The organism is Desulfosarcina sp., assembly GCF_055467485.1.
The window spans coordinates 21,961-43,049 of record NZ_JBUOIV010000004.1 but is presented as its reverse complement, the minus strand read 5'-3'; the positions used below and the strand labels follow the sequence as shown (position 1 = coordinate 43,049).

The 21,089-nt window shown below is 54.3% G+C and carries 17 protein-coding genes; 2 read left to right on the top strand and 15 right to left on the bottom strand.

Annotated elements, in window-relative coordinates; all coding sequences use genetic code 11:
• Positions 1–83 precede the first annotated feature (83 nt).
• The 12 genes from lpxB to ACZCED_RS03135 form a co-directional block, all read right to left on the bottom strand.
• Positions 84–1,193, bottom strand: coding sequence for a lipid-A-disaccharide synthase (lpxB, locus tag ACZCED_RS03190; protein WP_464860199.1), 1,110 nt, complete (start codon positions 1,191–1,193; stop codon positions 84–86).
• A 36-nt stretch (positions 1,194–1,229) separates the two neighbouring features.
• Positions 1,230–2,186, bottom strand: a complete 957-nt coding sequence (locus tag ACZCED_RS03185) for a Gfo/Idh/MocA family oxidoreductase (protein WP_464860198.1) — start codon at positions 2,184–2,186, stop codon at positions 1,230–1,232.
• 54 nt (positions 2,187–2,240) lie between these two features.
• Positions 2,241–3,044 (bottom strand): LpxI family protein, encoded by an 804-nt coding sequence (locus ACZCED_RS03180; protein ID WP_462970200.1) that lies wholly within the window; start codon positions 3,042–3,044, stop codon positions 2,241–2,243.
• A 49-nt stretch (positions 3,045–3,093) separates the two neighbouring features.
• Positions 3,094–3,864, bottom strand: a complete 771-nt coding sequence (lpxA, locus tag ACZCED_RS03175; RefSeq protein WP_462970199.1) for an acyl-ACP--UDP-N-acetylglucosamine O-acyltransferase — start codon at positions 3,862–3,864, stop codon at positions 3,094–3,096.
• Position 3,865: 1 nt separating this feature from the next.
• Positions 3,866–4,306: a 3-hydroxyacyl-ACP dehydratase FabZ gene (gene fabZ, locus ACZCED_RS03170; RefSeq protein WP_462970198.1), complete on the bottom strand. Its 441-nt coding sequence runs from the start codon at positions 4,304–4,306 to the stop codon at positions 3,866–3,868.
• Positions 4,307–4,326: 20 nt separating this feature from the next.
• Positions 4,327–5,370: a UDP-3-O-(3-hydroxymyristoyl)glucosamine N-acyltransferase gene (gene lpxD / locus ACZCED_RS03165; protein WP_462970197.1), complete on the bottom strand. Its 1,044-nt coding sequence runs from the start codon at positions 5,368–5,370 to the stop codon at positions 4,327–4,329.
• 15 nt (positions 5,371–5,385) lie between these two features.
• Positions 5,386–5,922 (bottom strand): OmpH/Skp family outer membrane protein, encoded by a 537-nt coding sequence (locus ACZCED_RS03160; protein WP_462970196.1) that lies wholly within the window; start codon positions 5,920–5,922, stop codon positions 5,386–5,388.
• 119 nt (positions 5,923–6,041) lie between these two features.
• On the bottom strand, positions 6,042–8,672 hold the full coding sequence (gene bamA / locus ACZCED_RS03155) for an outer membrane protein assembly factor BamA (RefSeq protein WP_462970195.1): 2,631 nt from the start codon (positions 8,670–8,672) through the stop codon (positions 6,042–6,044).
• Positions 8,673–8,837: 165 nt separating this feature from the next.
• On the bottom strand, positions 8,838–9,575 hold the full coding sequence (locus tag ACZCED_RS03150; RefSeq protein ID WP_464860197.1) for an ABC transporter ATP-binding protein: 738 nt from the start codon (positions 9,573–9,575) through the stop codon (positions 8,838–8,840).
• The gene (locus ACZCED_RS03145; protein ID WP_462970193.1) at positions 9,568–10,803 is read right to left on the bottom strand and encodes a lipoprotein-releasing ABC transporter permease subunit; all 1,236 of its coding nucleotides are present in this window, start codon (positions 10,801–10,803) and stop codon (positions 9,568–9,570) included. The genes ACZCED_RS03150 and ACZCED_RS03145 overlap by 8 nt, the downstream gene beginning before the upstream one ends.
• A 70-nt stretch (positions 10,804–10,873) precedes the next feature.
• Positions 10,874–12,373 carry a lysine--tRNA ligase gene (lysS, locus tag ACZCED_RS03140; protein ID WP_462970192.1) on the bottom strand — a complete coding sequence of 500 codons (1,500 nt, stop codon included), beginning with the start codon at positions 12,371–12,373 and terminating at the stop codon, positions 10,874–10,876.
• Between the two features lie 618 nt (positions 12,374–12,991).
• Positions 12,992–13,501, bottom strand: coding sequence for an FKBP-type peptidyl-prolyl cis-trans isomerase (locus ACZCED_RS03135; protein ID WP_464860196.1), 510 nt, complete (start codon positions 13,499–13,501; stop codon positions 12,992–12,994).
• A gap of 200 nt (positions 13,502–13,701) precedes the next feature.
• Between ACZCED_RS03135 and ACZCED_RS03130 the strand changes: the two genes are divergently transcribed.
• Entirely contained in the window at positions 13,702–15,078 is a 1,377-nt protein-coding gene (locus ACZCED_RS03130; protein ID WP_462970190.1) for an aspartate ammonia-lyase, read from the top strand.
• A 41-nt stretch (positions 15,079–15,119) separates the two neighbouring features.
• A complete protein-coding gene (locus ACZCED_RS03125) occupies positions 15,120–16,865 on the top strand; it encodes a thiamine pyrophosphate-binding protein (protein WP_464860195.1) in 1,746 nt (581 codons plus the stop codon).
• Positions 16,866–16,959: 94 nt separating this feature from the next.
• Here the strand turns inward: ACZCED_RS03125 and ACZCED_RS03120 are convergent, their stop codons facing one another.
• The 3 genes from ACZCED_RS03120 to ACZCED_RS03110 all read right to left on the bottom strand — a co-directional run bounded on the left by ACZCED_RS03120 (position 16,960) and on the right by ACZCED_RS03110 (position 20,875).
• On the bottom strand, positions 16,960–17,538 hold the full coding sequence (locus tag ACZCED_RS03120) for a 2-oxoacid:acceptor oxidoreductase family protein (RefSeq protein ID WP_462970188.1): 579 nt from the start codon (positions 17,536–17,538) through the stop codon (positions 16,960–16,962).
• Complete coding sequence (locus ACZCED_RS03115; protein WP_462970187.1) at positions 17,535–19,427, bottom strand: thiamine pyrophosphate-dependent enzyme; 1,893 nt, start codon at positions 19,425–19,427, stop codon at positions 17,535–17,537. The genes ACZCED_RS03120 and ACZCED_RS03115 overlap by 4 nt, the downstream gene beginning before the upstream one ends.
• 197 nt (positions 19,428–19,624) lie before the next feature.
• A complete protein-coding gene (locus ACZCED_RS03110) occupies positions 19,625–20,875 on the bottom strand; it encodes an arginine deiminase (RefSeq protein WP_464860194.1) in 1,251 nt (416 codons plus the stop codon).
• Positions 20,876–21,089: the final 214 nt, after the last annotated feature.

Below are 21,089 nucleotides of genomic sequence, written 5' to 3'. Positions count from 1 at the left end.
CTGAAAATCACCTGAAGGACAACAAACCGAAAAAAGAGATGCCCCTGAAGTGCAATCATCAGGGGCATCTCTTTTTAAAAAAGTCAGATGAGGTTCAAGGCGATTCTCGCGACTCGATCTGATGCGCCGGCGCCGCCGAGAAGGTCTCTGATAGCAAACAGCTCTTTTTCTATTTGCTTTAATCCTTCCTGGTCACCGAGCATGGTGGCAACGGTGTCAGCGATGGTTTGGGGCGATGCATTGTCCTGAACCAATTCTGGCAGCAGTCTCTTTTGAACAATGAGATTGACGATACCGATATGCTTTACCCTGATGAGTCGTTTTCCCAGCCAGTAGCTCAATGGGGAAACTTTATAAATGATTACCGTCGGGATACCGTAAAGCGCGGCCTCCAAGGTGACGGTGCCAGAGGCTGCAACCAGCATTTGGCTTTGCTTAAAGATTTCAACAACCGAGCCCTTGATCGTTTCTATTTCGAGCGTTGATGCATGTTTGCGGATGAGTTCCATTACCCGGTCGTCTTTTATGGAATCGGAACACGAGACAACAAACCTTGCCCCTGGAAGCCGCCGTTTGATTAATTTAGCGGCTTCGAGCATGACAGGAAGCAGGGTCGACACTTCCTTTATCCTTGATCCGGGAAGCAGACCAATGGTTTGATTTTCGGTTTGGATTGTCGATTTCTGGTGGTGCAACATCGGTAGAATTCTATCTAGCAAGGGGTGGCCGACAAAAGTAACGGGCACCTTGTGGGAGTGGTAAAAAGGTGCTTCAAAAGGTAGGATCACCGCCATGTGATCGACCAGTCGTTTGATTTTTTTAACCCGGTTTTGGCGCCATGCCCAGATCTGGGGGCTGATATAATATAAAACTGGAATGCCGAGCTTTTTGGCGGTAGCAGCGACGTGAAAGTTGAAGTCGGGAAAATCGATCAATATCAGAAGATCCGGTTTGAGTCGGCTGAGGGCCTTCTTGACAGTTGTCATGGCCCGATAAATCGTCAGCAGATGGGAAAACACCTCCGTGATGCCTACAACGGAAATCGTTTCGGCGTCGACGACGAGTCTGACGCCTTCCGCTTGCATGGACTTGCCGCCAACGCCAAAGAGGAAGGCGTCCCCGGACAACTTCTTGATCGCCTGGGCCAGTTTGGCTCCGTGCATATCGCCTGAAGCTTCACCGGCAATGATCATGATGCATTTTAAAGGCATAGAATTAAACCTTTTTTATCAATACATAAGGTGCCGGCTGGTTTCTTGAATCTGCGTCATGATTGTCATTGCGGTATTCAGGGCATCTCGACCCATCTGGCCTGTCACCAGGGGGGGGCGACGGTGCTTGACGGATTGCACAAACGATTTGATTTCGTCATCCAGTGCATCGCCTTTATCAAGTCTCAATTCCTCGATGGTCATGCCGGGAATGATTCCTTCGGACTGACTCGGATCAGGATGGACAAGGGTGATTTTATGGTTGGCAAAGTCGATTGAGATATATGCGTCTTTTTGAAAAAGCCTCAGCTTTCGTTCATTCTTGGCGGAAATCCGGCTGGCTGTTACATTGGCAACGGCCCCGTTAACAAACTCCAGACGCGCGTTGGCAATATCAATGTTTCCGGATATGACTGATATGCCGGCAGCATTCACGGTCTTAATATCTGAACGGACAAGGTTTTGGATTAAATCGATATCATGGATCATCAGGTCAAGAACCACGCTTACGTCTGTGCAGCGTCCCTGAAAGATACTGAGACGATGGGATTCGATGAAGCGGGGGTGATCGACTTTGCCCTCCAGTTGAACGACCGCCGGGTTGAAGCGTTCCAGATGCCCCACCTGGATGATCAATCCTTTGGACTCAGCAATTTGAATTAATTCATCTGCATCTTCGAGAAGGCTGGTTATCGGCTTTTCGATCAGGACATCCACATCCTGGTTTAAGAAATCTTTTGCGATTGCATGGTGGACAGGCGTCGGTGCGGCGATGCTGATCGCATCTACCTTTCCGAAAAGCGATCGATGATCGTGAAAGTAAGCAGTGCCGTTCTCATCGGCGACTCGTTTACCCTGAACCTCATCCGTGTCGACAACACCGACGAGATCCACATCCGGCAAATGGTGGTATTTTTGGGCGTGGAATTTGCCCAAATAGCCCACACCGACAACTCCTACGCGTAGTTTTCCCATTGGCGGTTCCATTGGATTAAAAATGAGCCTTCATCAATTCGTCTATGACAATTTCTATACACAGATGATCGAGATGTTGTTTTCGTTCGCCTTGCGGATCATTTCCGCACGATCGAAAACAATGGTCCGGTCGGCCTCTATGGCTATGGCGTTAACATTTGAATCAATCATGATTTCAACTGTTTGCATCCCAACCGATGGTACATCGAAACGAAAATCCTGATTCGGTTTGCAGACTTTGACCAGGATCGCCTCTCCTTTGCCCAACCGTCCACCCCGTTTGATTGTGGCATCGGTTCCATCGATGGCTTCAACGGCGAGAATGGATCCACCACCCACAACCACGCTTTGCCCGATGTCCAGACGACCAATTTCCCTTGCGATGGTCAAGCCCATGGCGATGTCCTTCTTTTCCGCTCGGGAGGGTTTCCGGTTGGTCCATACACCTTTGGTGGCCAGTAATTCGGGCAAGAGAAAAGTCGACGGTTCAATCTTTATACCCTCTTTTTCAAGACTATCCGCAAAGGCACGCATAATTGCATCATCGTGGGTGTGTCGCATTCCTGCAATGATGGCGATGGCCTTCATGTCCGGCTTGACGTCAGTGAACAGCCGAGTCTTGCGAACGGCGCCTAACATCACTGCACGGTTGACGTTATTTTGCTTGAAGAACTTGATTAGGCGTTTGACTTGACCTAGGTGCAGCCATTGAATTTTTTCTGACAGTTGGACGAGTTCCTGGTCTGCCTCATTGACGTATGCCGCCGTATACACGGAAAAGCCTTTTTCAACGGCGGTTTTAGAAAAAAGAACTGGGAACTGGCCGCTTCCCGCTATGAGTCCAATTTTTTCATCCATAGGAAGGGATATACTCTGATGCCGTCATCGACGCTATCGATGAACGGGCTTATCGGGTCACGCCTCTGGAGGAGGCTTTGATAAATCCGATAAAGGTTTCAACTTCAGGCACTATTTCAACCTCGGCGTGCACCCGTTCGATCGCTTCGTTCAGGGTCAACCCATATCGAAATAGTATCCGGTAGGTTTTTTTCAACGCGGAAAGCGTTTGTTCAGAAAAGCCATAGCGTTTGAGGCCGACGCGGTTGAGGCCGTGCAATACGGCCCGGTCACCTGCCGCTATGACATACGGCGGCACATCCTTGACCACGGCGGATTTGCCGCCGATGAAGGCATGATCGCCAACCCTGACGAACTGGTGGATGGCCACCAGCCCCCCGACAGTGGCGTGATTGCCGATGGTGATGTGGCCTGCCAATGTAGTATTGTTGGCCAGAACCACCATTTCTCCGACGCGGCAGTCGTGGGCGATATGGGTATAGGCCATCAGGAAGGATTTCTTGCCTACTTCGGTCAGTCCACCACCCGGTTTCGTCCCACGGTGAATGGTGACAAACTCCCTGATGGTAACGTTTGGTCCGATTTTTACATAACTCTTTTCACCGCCAAATTTAAGATCCTGAGGGATGGCGCCGATTGCGGCAAATTGAAATATCCGGCATTCGGGACCGATGGTCACATGGGGGTCAACCACCACGTGGGGGCCGATCCACGTTCCTTTGCCGATCGTGACATCTTCTCCGATAATTGAGTATGCGCCGATCGTGACGTCTTCTTCAATGGTTGCATCGGGACTGACGATTGCAGTTTGATGAATCATATCAATCTCCATAGGCGGCCATCAGCTTTGCTTCGGCGACAATTTTCCCGTCTACCTTGGCAATGCCGGCCATTTTTACGACTTTGGATCTTAGTTTCAACATCTCCAGTTCAAGAATCAATTGATCTCCGGGTACGACCGGTTTTCTGAACCGCACATCGTCAAATCCCATGAAATAGATAAGCTTCCCTTTTTTCTCCGGAGGAAGTGATTGGGTGACCAGAACACCGCCGGCTTGTCCCATGGCTTCGACAATCAGGACACCGGGCATGATCGGCGTCTCGGGGAAATGTCCCTGAAAAAAAGGTTCGTTGATGGTCACATTCTTCAGGGCGATAATCCTCTCGTTTTGGACGAACTCAACCACCCGGTCCACCAGCAAGAACGGATATCGGTGGGGAAGCTGCTGCATGATCGAATTGATGTCGAATACCATTTCCATGTGTGGCCCTCCGTGCAGCCTCAAGGCGCATCGATGCGTTTTTCCAGATCGGCGAGTTTCTTTTCCAGGGCGGTAATTTTTTTCTTCATTTCCGGTAGCGATGGAATGACGCGTTGAACCCTCAACCACGTTCGGTGGGGCATAGACGGGGAGCCGGACGAGACCACTTCACCGTCTGGGATGGCTTTGCCTACACCGGTCATAGGACCTACGGTGACATGGTTGCCGATGGTCAAATGACCGGAAATACCCGCCTGACCGGCGATGATGGCGTGATGGCCGATCTTGGTGCTGCCCGCGATGCCGACTTGGGCTACGATTAGGCTGTCTTCACCGATGACCACATTGTGAGCGATATGCACCAGATTGTCCGTTTTAACTCCGCGCTGAATCCACGTGCGGCCGAAGGTCGCCCGATCGATGGTATTGCATGCCCCGATTTCCACATCATCATCGATCTGAACGATGCCGATTTGTGGGATTTTGTGGTGATGTCCGTTATCCGGTACGAAACCATAACCGTCACTGCCGATAACCGTCCCCGGATGAATGGTCACCCGGTTGCCGATCCGGCAGCCGTTCATAATGGTTACATTGGGGTGAATCACCACTTCATTTCCGATACTCACCCCGTCACCGACGTAAACACCGTTATGAATGGTCGAACCTGAACCGATCGTTACACCATCGCCAACGGTGGTGAATGCACCAATGAAGACCCTTTCGCCTGTCTTGAGGTCACTGCCGGTGACAGCCATGGAGCTGATGCCCGAAGGCGGTGGTACCGTCGGATGAAACAACTCCACCACCTTAGCGAAGGCCAGTTGAGGGTTGCTCACACCGATCAGGTTTTTCCCGGGCGCCTCGAATCCTGTGGGAACGAAAATGGCGCCGGCCCGCGTCTCGTCGATGCGCTTCAAATAATCGACACCGCCCGCGAAGGTGATTTGATTTGGCTCTGCCGTTTCAAATGGCGCGACGCTGCTGATTCTTTTCTCTTTGTCACCAACGGCGTCACCGTTGGTTGCTTCGGCAATATCTTGAAGGGTATAATCAGTTGGCACCGTCGACACCTATGCTCACTTTTTCTTGTTTTTGGCGTACCGGGCATTGTATTGTTTGATGACTTCGTCGGTAATATCGATGGTGGTCGGTGAATAGAGAACCCCGCGCTTGTCCATAATCAACAGGTATCCCTCTGATTTTCCGATCTCATCGATAATCTCCAGCGTTTCAGATTGAAGGCCGCCCATCAATTTTTTCTGAATGCCCTGTAACTCCACCTCATATTTTTTCTGCAGCGTTTTGATGTCATTGACCTTGATTCTGAACTCACGCTCTTTCTCTTCGCGCATTTCTTTGCTCATCACCAGGGCTTCGCGCTCCAGGCGTTTTTTTATTTCCTCGATTTCAACACCCTTTTCTTTGAGCTCGGCCTCCATCTTTTTGCCTTGCGTGGTGATTTCTGCCTTGATATCTTTCCCGGCGTCTGAATTGTCAAACAATCGTTGAAACTCGACCACGCCTATTTTGGCCACATCCGCACAGAAGCCAGATCCCCCAACGAAAAAAAATGCCAAAACCGTCAGGATTATCCATTTGCTTGCAGATCGCATAAATTCCCCTTTCCATGCTTCAATTTAGATTTCAACTTTACTGGTTACCATTTTATGGATCTTTTAATCAATTGTTTGTTGGTATGGTGGGATAGAAACCGATCATGCGGCGCATCACTTTAAAATGCCCCGCCCATGGAAAATTCCCAGTTAACCCCGGAATCTTCTCCATTCTCTTCCTTTGGATCCAAGATATGGCCGCCTTCGATGCGGATCGGTCCGATGGGTGAATACCATCGTATGCCATATCCGGCAGCCTGGCGCAGCGTACCCAAATCAATTGACTCGTCCGGTCCAAACACATTGCCGGTATCATAGAAAACGACACCGACAATCCCCAGATCTTTAAACAGTGGATAGGTGAGTTCAAAATTGAACTGGACGAACGATTCGCCGCCCTCTTCGGTTATCTGCCCGGCGCTGTTCACCGTTTTGATATTAATGTCCTGAAAACCGAAACCCCGGATGGAATTCATGCCTCCCAGATAGAATTTTTCATAGTCGGGCAGGATGTAACCATCCAATGCTTGGACATAGCCGGATTTCCCGTGAAGAAAAGTAACCAACCCGTTGTATACCGGAATGTACCAACCCAATTCGCCGACGACTTTGTTGAAACCGATATCTCCGCCCAATCCCGCATACGTGTAGTTGATGCTGTGATCCTGGCCTTGCGTGGTATTGAAGGCCCGATCCCTGGAGTCATAGCTCAATCCCGTGGTGATGGCGCTGGTGGCGTTTTCCCCTTCCAGGTCCTTGATGTTGTCCGAGGCATCATCCGTGATTTCGGAAATGTCCGTCACATCGTATCGATAGGACAGGGATACACGGGTATAGTCGTAAACGGGGTAACTGATCCCCAGTCCGCCACCCATGCTGGTTTTATCGTAGGTGTCATACTCACGCCTGGTGCGGTAAAGGCTAACTGAACCGGACAGTGGGATGTCAAACATCCACGGCTCGGTGAAACTCAGGCTATATAAATCGGAGACACCTCCGATCTGACCGCTCAGCTTGAGAATCTGACCCCGGCCGAAAAGGTTCCTCTGGGAAACCGAACCGGTCACGAAGAAGTCGTCCACTGTGCTGTATCCCGCGCCAAAGGTGAAGGTGCCGGTGGGCTTTTCCATGACCTCGATTTTCACATTCATCTTGTCTTCAGCACTGCCTTTGGGTGTATCTACTTTAATATCCTCAAAAAAATCAAGGCGGTGGAGATTGCGCACACTTCGCTTGAGTCGGCTGCCGCTATACAACTCCTGTTCGTAGATACGAAGCTCTCTGCGAATGACTTTGTCACGGGTGCGGGTGTTGCCGGAGATCTCGATGTTTTCAAAATAGACCTTGTCCCGTTTTTGGGCGGTGTAGGTGATATCTACCAGGAGGTTTTCCGGATCTTCCTTCGTCACCGGTGAAATGTCTGCGTAGGCAAAACCGGCATCTGCATACAGATCGGTCAGCCAAAGGACATCCTTTCGAACGGTTTCCCGGTTGAAGTAAGGCTCTTTCGAGATCTGAAGCCCCGGCATCAAACGCGCCCTGGGCAGGATCAGGTCTCCATCCACGTCAATGGTGCCCACTTTGAAACGCTCGCCCTCTTCGATTTTGAAGGTGATAAATATCCATTGGTCTTCGAAGTCGACGATGGGATCGGCGACTTTGGCACGAATAAACCCCTGAGTGTGATAATAAGCCATGAGACGGGCCGCATCTTGACTCAGATCTTCCCGATTCAATTCTCCGGAGGAAGTGATCCACGAGAAAAACCCTTTTTCGGACGTGCTGATGAACTTTTTCAACTTCTTGTCCGGGAAGGTGCGGTTGCCCTGGAAAGTGATTTCTTTAATTCTGATCTTCTCTCCTTCCTCGAACACAAATTCAATATCCGCCTGGTTGTTGTCCCGGTCGTGGGTGGTGTAGCTGATTTTTATATTGTGGTAGTTCTTCTCCTTGTACATGGCCTGGAGCTGTTCGATGTTGGACTTGATCGTGAAAATATTCAAAATGGAACCTGTGCTGATGCTTAAGTTTTCCCGAAGCTTCTTGTCTTTGAAAACCTGGTTTCCGCTGAACGTAATTGTCCGAATGGTGGGTTTCTCCTTGACATGAAATACGATCAGTTTCCCGCCGTCGCTTTCTTCAGATTCAACGCGGATGTCCTCGAAATAGCCCATTTTGTATATATTTTTCAAATCTTTGGAAAGTTCACCGGCGCGCAGCACGTCGCCCGGTTGTACCCGGATCACCCGTTCGATGGCATCGGCTTCGATCCGTTTATTGCCTGTGACCCGCACGCCGGTAATGAGTTCCCGGCGAAAGAGCTGTCGGGCCAGCTTTTCCGCCGCTTTTTTGGATACCGCCCTCAGGTTTTCCATGCCCGAGGCCGACTCATAGACTGAAAACACCGGTTTGGTGCCCACCGTTTCCACCATATTGATGTCAAGGCTGATGTCGTTGCCGATCCGTGTCATGCTTCCCCAGATCACGCTGTCTGCTCCGGCGTTCAGGCCCAGTTGTTTCAGCGCGTCAACATCGGATGTGACGTCCGAGACGGCCGTGGTTCGGGCGTGGTCTATTTCAACAGGAACCGCCCCTTCCGTTTGCAGGTGCTCATTAATGACTTTTGGTATGTCTTCGGCCAGGTAGGAAAGGCTCTGACTGGCATGAATGTCAAAAGGCAACACCAACACCTGAACCGTTTCAACGGCACAAGCGGTGCGGGTGACGAGAAGAAGGGAAAATAACAGCACGGGTAAATATCGCCTCAACATCGAATCCCCCTGATCAATTGCGGTCTCATCACCATTTACGTCGTATCAGAATCGGTTGATGTCCAAAACAGATAACATCGGTAACCACAAGGCCGTTTTTCAATTCGCTGCCTGTTGCTTGGCAAGGACAAAACCATCAAAAAATTATTGAAATTCTTGCAGCGCTCCGTTGGCAATGGTAACCCGCCGGGATACCAACGCCGCCAACTCCATGTTGTGGGTGACCACTACCATGGACATCCCCATTTCCTGGTTCAACTCCATCAGCAAGGTGTGGATGTGATCACTGTTTTTTCGATCCAGATTGCCGGTCGGTTCATCTGCCAAGAGAATGGCCGGCCGCAGCACCAGTGCGCGGGCCAGAGCCACGCGCTGCTGCTCCCCACCGGACAATTCGCTGGCCCGATGGGACAGGCGATCTTTCAGGCCCACCCGGACCAGGATCGCTTCGGCAGCCGCTGCTGCCGATTTTTTTCCCATGCCACCGATCAGGGCCGGCATCATGGCGTTTTCCAACGCCGAAAATTCGGGCAGGAGGTGGTGAAACTGAAACACGAAACCAATAGACCGGTTGCGAAAACGGGCCAGTCGGCTGTCATCCCACTGCAGTACGTCCTTCCCCGAATATTCAAGAATGCCGCTATCCGGTCTGTCCAAGGTCCCGAGAACGTGAAGGAGAGTGGATTTGCCGATGCCCGATGCCCCCACGATGCCTATCGTTTCCCCGGTGCCAAGTGTCAAGGCCAGCTGGTTGAGAACCACGATGCGCGACCCACTGTGGTTGTATATTTTGCTGATTCCGGAAGCCTGAATCAAGGGGGTTGCAGAGCGGTGCTGGTTGCCGGGTTCCACCCGCGTTGTCCCACCGTTTCCATTATCCATGGCGGATGGCCTCGACCGGATCGATGCCGGCTGCCTGACGGGCCGGATAAAGGGTTGCTGCAAAGCAGATGACCAGTGCGCACAGCGCGATCAGCAGGACATCCGATATCTTCATGTTAACCGGTAAGGTATTAATGTAATATACGTCTGCCGGCAGATGAATGAAGGAATAGCGTTTTAAAAGGGAACATAACACCAACCCGGCGGATGTCCCCAGCACCGTTCCTACCAGGCCGATCATCAGCCCTTTGATGACAAAGATGCGGCCGATGGACCTGGCCGTCGCCCCCATGGCTTTTAAAATAGCGATATCCTTTCGTTTTTCCATGACCATCATCACCAGGGATCCGGCGATATTAAATGCGGCGACCAGAACGATCAAGGCAAGGATGATGAACATGACGGTTTTTTCCAGCCGAAGGGCTGAAAACAGGTTGCGGTTCATCTGTTTCCAGTTCTCTATGGCGTAGTCACCCGCTAGGGCCTGTTCAATATCATTGGTAACCGCTTTGACCTGATCCATATCCTGCAGGCGAATCTCGATTCCACTGACCGAATCGGGCATTCGCAGAATCTTTTGGGCCTGATTCAGATCGACGAAAGCAAGCGTCCCATCAAATTCATACATCCCGGACTCGAACAGGTCGGCCACCTCAAATTTGATCATGGCGGGGATATGTCCGACCGGTGAAAGCATTCCTCGAGGGGAGATCATGTATACCGTGTCTCCCCGGATCACACCCAGGCTGGCGGCCAGTTCTTTGCCTAAAATGATGCCGGGCAGTTGATCGTTTCCGCCTGGCGCCGCCTTCGCATCAGCGTATGTCAACAACCGGCTGGTATCCACGCTGGCGATGCCGCTTTTTCCCTGGACGGCGTCGACGCCTTTCAATACAGCACCGGCGGCCCGGGTTGTCGTACGAAGGACGACCTGGGTGGTGATAAAGGCCGATGCGGTTTCGATTTCCCCAATGGGTTTCATCTTTGCCAGAACCTGCTGGTAGTCACTGAAGTCTCCCTGTTTTTTGGTGAGCACCAGGTGTGGCCGGATTCCCATGATCCGCGATTTGAGATCGTTTTCAAATCCGGCCATGACAGCGATGACAACGATCAGTGCCATGACCCCGACAGATACCCCGGCAATGGAAAGCACGGTGATCAGCGAGATAAAGGCCCGCTTCTGGCGGGTCCTTAGATAACGCCCTGATACAAATGTCACAAATGACATGGCATTGCCGGTGATGGCTGAGTGTGAGTGTTTTCCGCGATGACTTTTACCAGATGCTATTGAAAATGAATCAATTGTCCGTCTTTGAAATTCCTGCCCGGGGCTTCATGTGGGGGAACAGGATGACCTCTCGGATGGACGGGGCATCGGTCAGCAGCATTACCAGGCGATCGATACCGATGCCCTGGCCGGCCGTCGGCGGCATGCCGTACTCCAGGGCCTCGATATAATCGTCATCCATGAAGTGGGCTTCGTTGTCGCCGGCTTTCCGATCTTCCACCTGCTGCAGAAATCTTCCTCGCTGGTCTTCCGGGTCGTTGAGCTCGGAAAATCCGTTGGCGATTTCCCGTCCGGCGATGAACAGCTCGAACCGCTCGGTCAGGTCCGGATGGGCGTCGCTTCTTCGGGACAGGGGTGAGACTTCCGCCGGGTAGCCGGTAATGAAGGTTGGCTGGATCAATCTGGGTTCAACGAGGACATCGAACAGTTTGGTGATCACTTTGCCCAAACGACCGGTTTTCGTTACCGTAATGCCCTGTGAATCCGCAAAGTCAAGCAAGCGTTCCTTGTCGGTCAGCAAGGATGGATCGACTCCGCCGATCTGTTCCAGCGCGTCGAACAGGGATATCCGTTTCCAGGTGCCCCCCAGCTCGATTGGATTGCCCTGATAGGTGACGACGGTACCCCCTGTAATCGTTTGCGCAATCTGGGCAAACATCTCTTCGGTGAGGTCCATCAGATCTGCATGGGTGGCGTAGGCCTGGTAGAATTCGACCATGGTGAACTCCGGGTTGTGCTGGGTGGAGACACCTTCGTTCCTGAAATTGCGGTTGATTTCAAAAACCCGCTCAAACCCGCCGACCACGAGACGTTTGAGATAGAGCTCCGGAGCGATTCGCAGATAAAGGTCCATGTTCAGTGCATTGTGGTGGGTCTTAAAAGGCGTTGCCTCGGCGCCTCCCGGGATGGGTTGCATCATCGGTGTTTCGACTTCCAGAAAATCCCGGGCCAGGAAAAAGTTCCGCATCGCCTGGATGATCTGGCTGCGTTTGATGAAAATATTCTGTACCTCCGGGTTCATGAGCAAATCGATGTAGCGCTGTCGGTATCGCTTCTCCGGATCCTTGAGCCCATGAAACTTCTCAGGAAGCGGTCGGGTGGACTTGCAGGCAAGATGAATCCGGGAGGCCAGAATGGTCCATTCGCCGGTCTTGGTGCGAAACAGGGTTCCCGCAATCTCAACAAAATCACCGACATCCAGGCGCTTAAACAGGTCATATGACGGATCCCCGACCTTATCCTTGCGAACATAGGCCTGCATGAGGCCGGTTCGGTCTTTGAAACGGATGAAGGCGGATTTTCCGAAACGGTTGATGGCCATCATCCGTCCAGCCACCTTGAACAGGGAAGCATCTTCTTGTCGATCATCCGGCAGATTGCGTAGATGGTCCTGAATATCCTTGATGGTATGACTGACGGTCAAGCCGTTGGGGAACAGATTGATCCCGTCCGCCCTCAGGCCGTCCGCCTTTTCTTTCCGTTTGCTCAGCAGGTCTTTTGCGTTGTCCATGATAACCCCGATCGATATTGGTTCCGAATCCGTTATACAACGTCGGCGGATGTCGTTCGCTTCCTGTCGATTTTCACTTTCATGACGAGCGCCCTGAATCGGTTCATGTTTGATTCCGTGAACCGGGCTTCACCAGAAAATGGTAAACCCCTTCTGCTATCTTATTTGGTGGATCGTGTCAAGGAGAGGGCCTTGCGGATGACGGTCGTCTGGATGGGTGGATAAAGAGGGTCGCAGGAGGCGTTAAGAACCTCTATCATTCCTTTGATGAACCAGGGGGGCATGGGGTGACCGTGGCGAAAAATGAAATCGAAGGCGACAGCATTCACGGATCCCGGTTGTTGTCTTTCAAGACCGATACCCCGCACCACTGCACGGAAAAGACCATGACCGCGGATGAACCGTGGACTGCAATGTGGCATGGGTCAAATGGTTCCAGGCGATACATGAATGCACGCAACCATAGAACACCATGGGCTGATTGTTCAAAAAGAGGGTGGGGCGCCGGTGTCGGGCTGCGTCAGCGCGTCATCAGCGGCCGTGCCCCTGAAAGCCGGGCGTTGGGTCAATGATAGGATCCGGGTCGGTCATCAAGGGTTCGGTGTTCGCTGCAGGGGGTCAGCAGCAGCCCGAGTCGCCGCAGCCGCATCCTCCGCTGGAACAGTCAGGGCCGCATCCAGCATGCTGCTGGGTGGCGGTTTCGTTGATTCCCACCACCTCGATAGTGAACGTCAGGGATTGGCCTGCCAGGGGATGGTTCAGATCGAAGGTCACTTTTTCGTCATCGATGCTGTCGACCCGGGCAGGGATCTGCTGTCCCTGGGGAGTGCTCAGCATTAATGTTTGGCCCACTTGGGGTTCCATCCCTTCCGGAATATCGGATTTCGGGAAGTCGTGCATCCGGCTGTCATCCCGATAGCCATAGGCTTCTTCCGGTGAGAGGGTAAAGGTTTTGGTTTCGTTTAGCGACATCCCCATGATTGCCGATTCAAACCCGGGAATCACCGTGCCGGAACCCATCTGGATCTCCATGGGTTGGCGCCCTTCACTGGAATCGAACACTTGCCCATCCTTCAGCGTGCCGGTGTAATCAACGCTCACGAACAATCCGCTTTGAACTTTCTGCATTGGAAACTCCTTTAGAATAATTAAGAATCGTTCCCGTCATAATTGGGATGATTCATGCAAAGTCAAGGCATTTTCCCGGCAGGGCAAAGGGCCGCAGCCGGATCCACGTATACCAGACGGCAGAGGGTAAGGGTTCTTGACAGAACCATGATTTGCTGTAATTTCAAGATACAATACCATAAACAGCCTGGAGGAAAAACATGCGCATCGAAAAAGACTCGATGGGAGAGATGCCGGTTCCCGATAACGCCTGGTATGGCATCCACACCTCTCGCTCCATGGAAAATTTCAACGTTTCCGGTGAACCGCTGCCCCTTGCGATCGTCCACGCCATCGTTCACCTGAAAGCGGCCTGCGCAGCGGCAAACGAACAGCTCGGGCTTCTCGATCAGAAACGATCCCAGGCGATTCGCAAGGCCTGCGCAATGATTCTCACCGGGGTCCACGACGACCAGTTCCCCATCGATGTCTTTCAGGCCGGATCCGGCACCTCCACCCAGATGAATGTCAACGAGGTGATCGCCAACCTGGCAGCCGTGCAAATGGGCGGACAACCGGGGGACAGGGAGATGATGCATCCCAACGATCACGTGAACAAGGGGCAATCCACCAACAATATATTCCCTTCGGCCATCCGGCTGGCAGGTGTTCGGCTGAGCCACCGGTTGAAAACGGCGCTGGATGGGCTGATCGCATCATTTGGCGATAAGGCCGGACAGTTTGCCAACGTAGCCAAAAGCGGCCGCACCCACCTTCAGGATGCGGTACCCATTACGTTGGGCCAGGAGTTTGCGGGATATGCGCGTGCCCTGGAAAAGGCCAGCGCGCGTGTTGCCGCAGCCGTCGAAAACCTGCTCGAAATCGGCGTAGGGGGGAATGCAGTGGGAACCGGGATAAATACCAAACCGGCTTTTCGTTCCCAGATCGTGGCATCGCTCAACGCATCGACCGGCCTCTCTTTCAGAGTGGCCGAAAACGGTATCGAAATCACCCAGTTTATGACGGATATGGGACAGATGTCCGCGGCCCTGCGATTGCTGGCCCTGGATCTTTTAAAAATTACCAATGACCTGCGGCTGCTGGCGTCAGGGCCCAATACAGGTATCGGCGAAATAAGACTGCCGTCAGTGGAGCCGGGTTCTTCCATCATGCCGGGCAAGGTCAATCCCAGTATCTGTGAGGCCGCCAACATGGCATGCATCCAGGTGGTCGGATATGATGCCGGCCTGGCCATGGCCTGCGGGCTTGGGCAGTTGCAGCTCAACACGCATATGCCACTGATCGGAAACAATCTGGTCAAGTCTTTTGACATCCTGATTCGCACCTGCAGGATGCTGGATGAAAAATGTATCCGGGGCGTTGTGGCGGATGAGGAGAAATGCCGAAAGCATTTCGAAGCCAGTGCGGGCCTGGCCACCATCTTGAATCCTGAATTGGGTTACGACAGGGTCGCGGCCCTGGTCAAGGAGGGCCTGGCCAGCGGCAAGAACCTTAAAACCCTGGTCCTGGAGAAGCGCCTCTTGGCTGAAGACCAATTGGAGCGTCTTCTGGCCGGCGCCTTCGGCCCCAATCTCTGATCCCGGCACTTTCAAACGCATATACTTAAGGAGAAGAGGCGATGGAGCTGCATGGCGGGGACCTGGTGGCCAAGGTGCTGTCTGCCCACGGCGTTAAGGCGGTGTACTCTCTATGCGGAGGGCACATTTCGCCGATTCTGGTGGGATGCAAACAGGCGGGTGTCCGGGTGGTGGATGTGCGCAATGAAGCCACGGCCGTTTTTGCCGCCGATGCCGTATCCAGGATCACCGGCGTTCCCTGCGTGGCCGTGGTTACGGCGGGACCGGGTGTTACCAATACGGTGACAGCGGTGAAAAACGCCCGGATGGCGCAATCCCCCATGGTACTTATCGGCGGCGCGGCACCCACCATGCTCAAGGGGCGCGGGGCCCTTCAAGATATGGAGGCCGGCCCGCTGATGGCGACGGTGGTAAAAGCGGCCCTTTCCGTCCGGCGCAACTGCGATATCGTGTCGGCCCTTGAAAATGCATTTTCAATAACTCGGGAAGGGGTCCCCGGACCGGTTTTTGTGGAGATGCCAGTGGACCTGCTCTACCCGGAATCACTGGTCAGATCATGGTATGCGGAAGCCACCGGTGCCAAATCCGCCAAAACGGTGGGGGACCGCCTAAAATCGCTTTATCTGCGACATCATGTGGACCGGATGTTCTCATGCAACCTGGATGAAATGAAAACCGCGGCTTCGGAGGCAGCTCCGCTGTTACCCGATTCGAAGCTGGTGAAACAGGTGGCCGGAATGCTGGACCAGGCCAGCAGTCCAGTGATGGTGCTGGGCAGTCAATCCATGTTGGCTCCAGAGCGCGCGGGTGATCTGGTTGCCGCATTAGACCAACTGGCCGTGCCTGCCTATCTTACCGGAATGGCCCGGGGGCTGTTGGGGGAGGACCACCGGCTGCAGATCCGCCATCACCGAAAGACGGCCCTCAAGCAGGCAGACCTGGTGATCATGGCCGGCATGCCCTGCGATTTCCGCATGGATTACGGCCGGGTCCTGGGCCGGGGAACCCGCCTTGTTGCGGCTAACCGAAGCAAGCACGATTTGTATTTGAACCGCAAACCCGACGTGGCCTTCCACGCCGACCCGCTCCTGTTCATCATGGCCCTTGCCCGGGAGACGGCTGCGAGTGAGCAGCACCGGTGGACCGGCTGGCGCGACTCTCTGAAAAGGACCGACGGTCAACGGGAGGCAGAAATCGATGCATGGGCCGGTGTTTCCGGACCATATGTCAACCCGGTTCTTTTCTTCCGAAAGCTGGATCGATTCTTAACCGGCAACACGATTCTGGTGGCCGATGGCGGTGATTTTGTAGCCACCGCCGCCTACACCCTATCACCCAAAGGTCCCTTGCAGTGGCTGGACCCCGGCGTGTTCGGCACGCTCGGTGTGGGCGCCGGATTCGCCCTGGGCGCTGGGCAGGCACGGCCGGATGCCGAGGTATGGATCCTTTACGGTGATGGGTCTGCCGCATACAGCATCGCGGAGATGGACACTTTCGTTCGCCACGGATTGCCGGTGATCGCCGTGGTGGGAAACGATGCGGGCTGGACGCAGATCGCCCGGGACCAGAAAGAAATCCTCGGCGATGACGTGGCCACCGTCCTGGCGCGGACTGACTACCATCGGGTGGCCCAGGGGTTTGGCGCCGAGGGTATCGTGGTCAAATCCAACCAGGAGATCGACGCTGCTCTGGATACGGCCAGGGCCGGGGCCGCCTCCGGAAAGCCGGTGCTGATCAACCTGTGGATCGATTCCTCCGATTTCCGCAAGGGCAGCATCTCCATGTGACGGGACATCGCCTTTAACAATGACGATTCAGATGCCGATGAAGGCGTTCTGGCAAGGCCCGGAATAGGTCCTGCCCGCCAAAACGTGTCAAGCATCAGGCGTTCAGGCGTTTTTCGAACAATCCCCGGTTTTCCGCCAGCATGGCGCCGGCCATGAGATCTGACATGGCGCTCAGGTAATGCTTCAGGTCGATGCCGGGGATCAGCCGGTGGCGATGGATTTCCGCCAGCACGGCCATGTTCTGCATGCGGATGTCCGGCAGTTCCGCATGGAATACGGTTATGACCTGTATGCCACGCGCACGGCAAAGTCCCTGAATGTCACTCTCGGCAGTCTCTGTCCGTTGGTTCAATCGGACAGTGAGCGGCTGCCAGACGGTGTTGTAGTAGATCAGGCACCCATTGTCCTTCAACACGGTTCCTGCCGCCCGAAAGGCTTCGTGGCGCTCCAGGGAGATCACCAGGTCCGTCTGCCCGGCGGGGATGATTGGAGAGAAGATCCTATCTCCGATGCGTATCTGGGATACGACGATTCCGCCGCGCTGGGCCAGCCCGTGGGTGTCCACGCTCTTCACCGGGTGACCACCGTGATCCGCCGCCCTCAGGATGATTTCGCTGATCAACCCGATACCCTGGCCGCCCACGCCGGTCAGATAGATGCTGAAAGCCTTCATGCGGCACCTCCTTTAGCCTTTTTGCCGGCTGGGTTGATGGCTTTGGTCGGGCAGGTCTGGATGCAGGAACCGTCGCCGATGCAAAGATCGGTATTGATGCTGACATTGCCCTCGCTGTCCCGGCTGAAGGTGGGGCAGCCGAATGTTTCGATGCAGGTGTGGATGCGCTCGCACACCCTTTGGTCGATGGTCACATGCTTCTGCCGGTAGGTTGGATTTTTTCTTTGCTCACGGGTGAACTTGAGCATGCAGGGGTGGCGGGCGATCACCACACTGAATTCGTCGATGGACGTCGCCTCGACCACCAGTTCGGCCAGTTTGGCCTGCTGATAGGTGTCCACCTCGGCGATGTGCTTGACCCCCAGCCCTTCCAGCACCTGTCGGACGGGAATCCTGTCCGTGGCCTCGTTGACGTTCTTCCCGCTGGCCGCATGGTCCTGGTGGCCGGTCATGGCGGTCGTGCCGTTTTCCATGAGAATCAAGGTAATGGGGTGGCGGTTGAATATGGCATTGATGATGCCGGGCAAAGCCGCATGAAAAAATGTCGAATCACCCAGGAAAGCGACCACCTTGCGGCGGGTGTTGAACAGTCGCAGGCCGCTGGCCATGGCCGTGGATGCCCCCATGCACATGAGCAATTGGCCCATCTCATAGGGCTGCATGAAGCCCAGGGTGTGGCAGCCGATGTCCGCCACCGTGATATCGGAGGGGGCAAGGGCCTGCTTGATGGCGTGAAACGCACTTCGGTGACCGCATCCCGGACACATCTGGGGGGGGCGTTGGGGTGCGGGATCGTCCTTTGGTGCAGCCGGTCCAGGCTGGATCAGATCAGGCCAGGTGGCGGACAGCACCTGATGCACCTTGTCCGGTGTATACTCGCCGATCCAGTCCTCCGGCTGGGTTTTTCCGATGATCCTCACCGGTACCTGGTGATCGAAGGCCATGGCCTTGATCTGGTTTTCGGTCATGTCGTCCAGTTCTTCCAGAACCTTGATTTCCTGGTGGCTGGCGAGAAAGTCGAGGATTTTCTCGCGGGGCAGGGGATGGACATAGCCCAGCTTCAGGATATCCGGCTTAACGGCCACGCCATCCAACACCTCCATCAGCGACAGAAATGGCAACCCCATGGTAATCACGCCCCGCGCGGCGTTGCCATTTTCGACGATACGATTCAGCTCGGTTTGCTCGGCGTGCCGGCGAACCTGTTCCAGTCTGGCCATGGCAGCGCGTTTTTGGTCGATGGCCTGGACGGTGAGGGGAATGTAGGGACCGTGGGCCGGATCGAACCGGGGCGTGTCATCCGGGTGAGCCGGGTGCCAGGCGTCAAAGGAGACCCTTTCCTTGGCGTGGCAGACGTGAGTGGTCAGCCGCAGGATCACCGGCATGCGATGGGTTTGGGAGAGGCGGGCGGCTTCGAGATAGAAGCGGTAGACTTCAGCCGGGTCCGCCGGTTCGAGCACCGGCGTGTAACTCATCGCGGCATAGTGGCGGTTGTCCTGCTCGTTCTGCGAGGAATTGGCGCCCGGATCGTCACCCAGGACCACGACCATGCCGCCGATGATATTCATCAGGCTCAGCTGGACAAAGGTGTCGGCAGCCACGTTGAGACCGACGCTTTTGAAAAACACCGTAGACAGGTGCCCGTTGACCGCCGCTCCATAGGCCAGCTCGGTCGCCACTTTCTCGTTGGTGGAGAATTCGAAGTAGAAAGGGCGGATCTCGCCGGGTATGGACTGGATCGCCAAGGCGATTTCCGGTGTGGGGGAGCCAGGGTAGGAAGTGACGACCCGTGTACCGGCCTCCACCATGGCACGGACAATGGCCGTGTTGCCCATGACAATCTCTGAAAAGGCATCGCGCCTGAGCAGCATGTCTCCCATTTTTTTCATGGTCTTTCTCCTGAAGTAAACCGTGGTTGTCGACGAATCGGCCGTACGGTCGTCAAGCGGGTCGGCGGGATAAACGATGGCAGGCCTATTCTGTATGCCGTGCATCGGTTAATTAGACGGGGTTACCCCCGTCAATTTACAATTAGGCGAACGGCTTGTCAATTGAGCTGCCCGATCCAATTGCTTGCGATCGTCGGTCAGATTACCGGCCGGCGGCGGATGGGCATGGTCATGCACCGGGCACCGCCGCCGCCGCGGGGCAGTTCCGATCCATCAAGGGTAATGGCACAGCGTCCCAGTTCGGAAAGGTGTTTCCGGCCGGCGATAATGTCTTCGGCGGGGATGATATCGAAGCCGTTTTTGTTCATTTCCTCCATGGTGTGGACGTTGCGTGCGTATCCCACCACCTTGCCAGGGGCCAGGGCAAAGAAATTGGCACCGGAATGCCACTGCTCCCGCTCCTGGACCCACAGATCTTCTCTGCCGCCACAGCATACCGTTGTCAGGTCCATACCCAACCGCCGCAGTGCATCGATGAGTCCTTTTTCCTCGCGTATACTGGTGACACGGCCGTTTTCGATCAGGATATGAATGGTCTGGTACTTGCTGGGCCTGAGCATAAGCGGTTCGAACAGCATGCAGTAGTTTCGGTCCAGGAAGGTGAACACCATGTCCAGGTGAATGAACGACTCCGGGTGGTGCGGCAATTCCTGGACCAGGAGATGACGTTTGCGATCTTTCTGGGCCTTGATCCGTTCGATGATAAAATCGATGCCCTGGGTGGAGGTGCGGCTACCGTTCCCGATGACCAGGATGTCTTGACGGCCAACGAGCACGTCGCCCCCTTCCACGGTGGCAGTGGCATCCGGATGCTTTTGGGCGAGGGGGTTGACCGTGTTCACCGAAAACCGGGGGCTGTGATTGAAGATGGCCTCCATGATGATGGATTCCCGGGCCCTGACCGGCTTGGCCATCCGGCCGATGAGAATCTCGTCCATGATGGCCATGGCCGCATCGCGGGTGAAGAAAAAGTTATGCAGCGGAGGCAGGCAGAAGCGTTCCTTGGAGAGAAAGCGGGTCAGGTTGTCCCGCGGTTGAACCACGCCTTCGATGAGCTGCCGGGCAAGTGTTTTCAGCGGCAGTGCCAGCAGGTCGTCGCACAGGTCGAGGCACCCTTCCGCCTCGCAGATACGCAGGACCAGGGGCGTCTTGACCGCCGGTTCGGCAAGCACCGATTCGAGCAGATCAATGACCTGGTAGGTTTGCGTGACCGCGTTCAGCAGGTCCGCCAGCTGAGCGTATTCTTTCTGAGCCACGGACAGATTGAGGATGTCGCTGTAAAGGGCCCGCTCCGCATTCCGGGGGGTCATGTTTTCCACTTCCGGTCCGGGCGTGTGCAGGATCACCCCCTCCAACTCGCCGATTTCCGATTGAATGTCGATCATCATAGCTATCAGCCCCTTTACGATGGCATGGAAACCATGTTTCCTGATGGTTATTCAGTGTGGCTATGTATCAGATCGGACAATAAAAAGAAATGTGTGCGCTGTCGATTGATTATGAAAACACGTAAATTGACGACCGGCAAAAAGGGGCGGTGATTGACCCCTTTTGAAATTCCATGCTTGCAATAAACTGGCGATCCGCCTTAATAAATCCAGG

What these genes read in the sequence shown, in the direction of transcription:
- ACZCED_RS03185 (WP_464860198.1), bottom strand. Translation starts at nt 2,186, where the DNA reads ATGGGAAAACTACGCGTAGGAGTTGTCGGTGTGGGCTATTTGGGCAAA.
- ACZCED_RS03120 (WP_462970188.1), bottom strand. Translation starts at nt 17,538, where the DNA reads ATGAAGGCTTTCAGCATCTATCTGACCGGCGTGGGCGGCCAGGGTATC.
- ACZCED_RS03145 (WP_462970193.1), bottom strand. Translation starts at nt 10,803, where the DNA reads ATGTCATTTGTGACATTTGTATCAGGGCGTTATCTAAGGACCCGCCAG.
- ACZCED_RS03125 (WP_464860195.1), top strand. Translation starts at nt 15,120, where the DNA reads ATGGAGCTGCATGGCGGGGACCTGGTGGCCAAGGTGCTGTCTGCCCAC.
- ACZCED_RS03130 (WP_462970190.1), top strand. Translation starts at nt 13,702, where the DNA reads ATGCGCATCGAAAAAGACTCGATGGGAGAGATGCCGGTTCCCGATAAC.
- ACZCED_RS03160 (WP_462970196.1), bottom strand. Translation starts at nt 5,922, where the DNA reads ATGCGATCTGCAAGCAAATGGATAATCCTGACGGTTTTGGCATTTTTT.
- ACZCED_RS03110 (WP_464860194.1), bottom strand. Translation starts at nt 20,875, where the DNA reads ATGATGATCGACATTCAATCGGAAATCGGCGAGTTGGAGGGGGTGATC.
- lpxA (WP_462970199.1), bottom strand. Translation starts at nt 3,864, where the DNA reads ATGATTCATCAAACTGCAATCGTCAGTCCCGATGCAACCATTGAAGAA.
- lysS (WP_462970192.1), bottom strand. Translation starts at nt 12,373, where the DNA reads ATGGACAACGCAAAAGACCTGCTGAGCAAACGGAAAGAAAAGGCGGAC.
- lpxB (WP_464860199.1), bottom strand. Translation starts at nt 1,193, where the DNA reads ATGATCATTGCCGGTGAAGCTTCAGGCGATATGCACGGAGCCAAACTG.
- ACZCED_RS03115 (WP_462970187.1), bottom strand. Translation starts at nt 19,427, where the DNA reads ATGAAAAAAATGGGAGACATGCTGCTCAGGCGCGATGCCTTTTCAGAG.
- ACZCED_RS03150 (WP_464860197.1), bottom strand. Translation starts at nt 9,575, where the DNA reads ATGGATAATGGAAACGGTGGGACAACGCGGGTGGAACCCGGCAACCAG.
- fabZ (WP_462970198.1), bottom strand. Translation starts at nt 4,306, where the DNA reads ATGGAAATGGTATTCGACATCAATTCGATCATGCAGCAGCTTCCCCAC.
- ACZCED_RS03135 (WP_464860196.1), bottom strand. Translation starts at nt 13,501, where the DNA reads ATGCAGAAAGTTCAAAGCGGATTGTTCGTGAGCGTTGATTACACCGGC.
- ACZCED_RS03180 (WP_462970200.1), bottom strand. Translation starts at nt 3,044, where the DNA reads ATGGATGAAAAAATTGGACTCATAGCGGGAAGCGGCCAGTTCCCAGTT.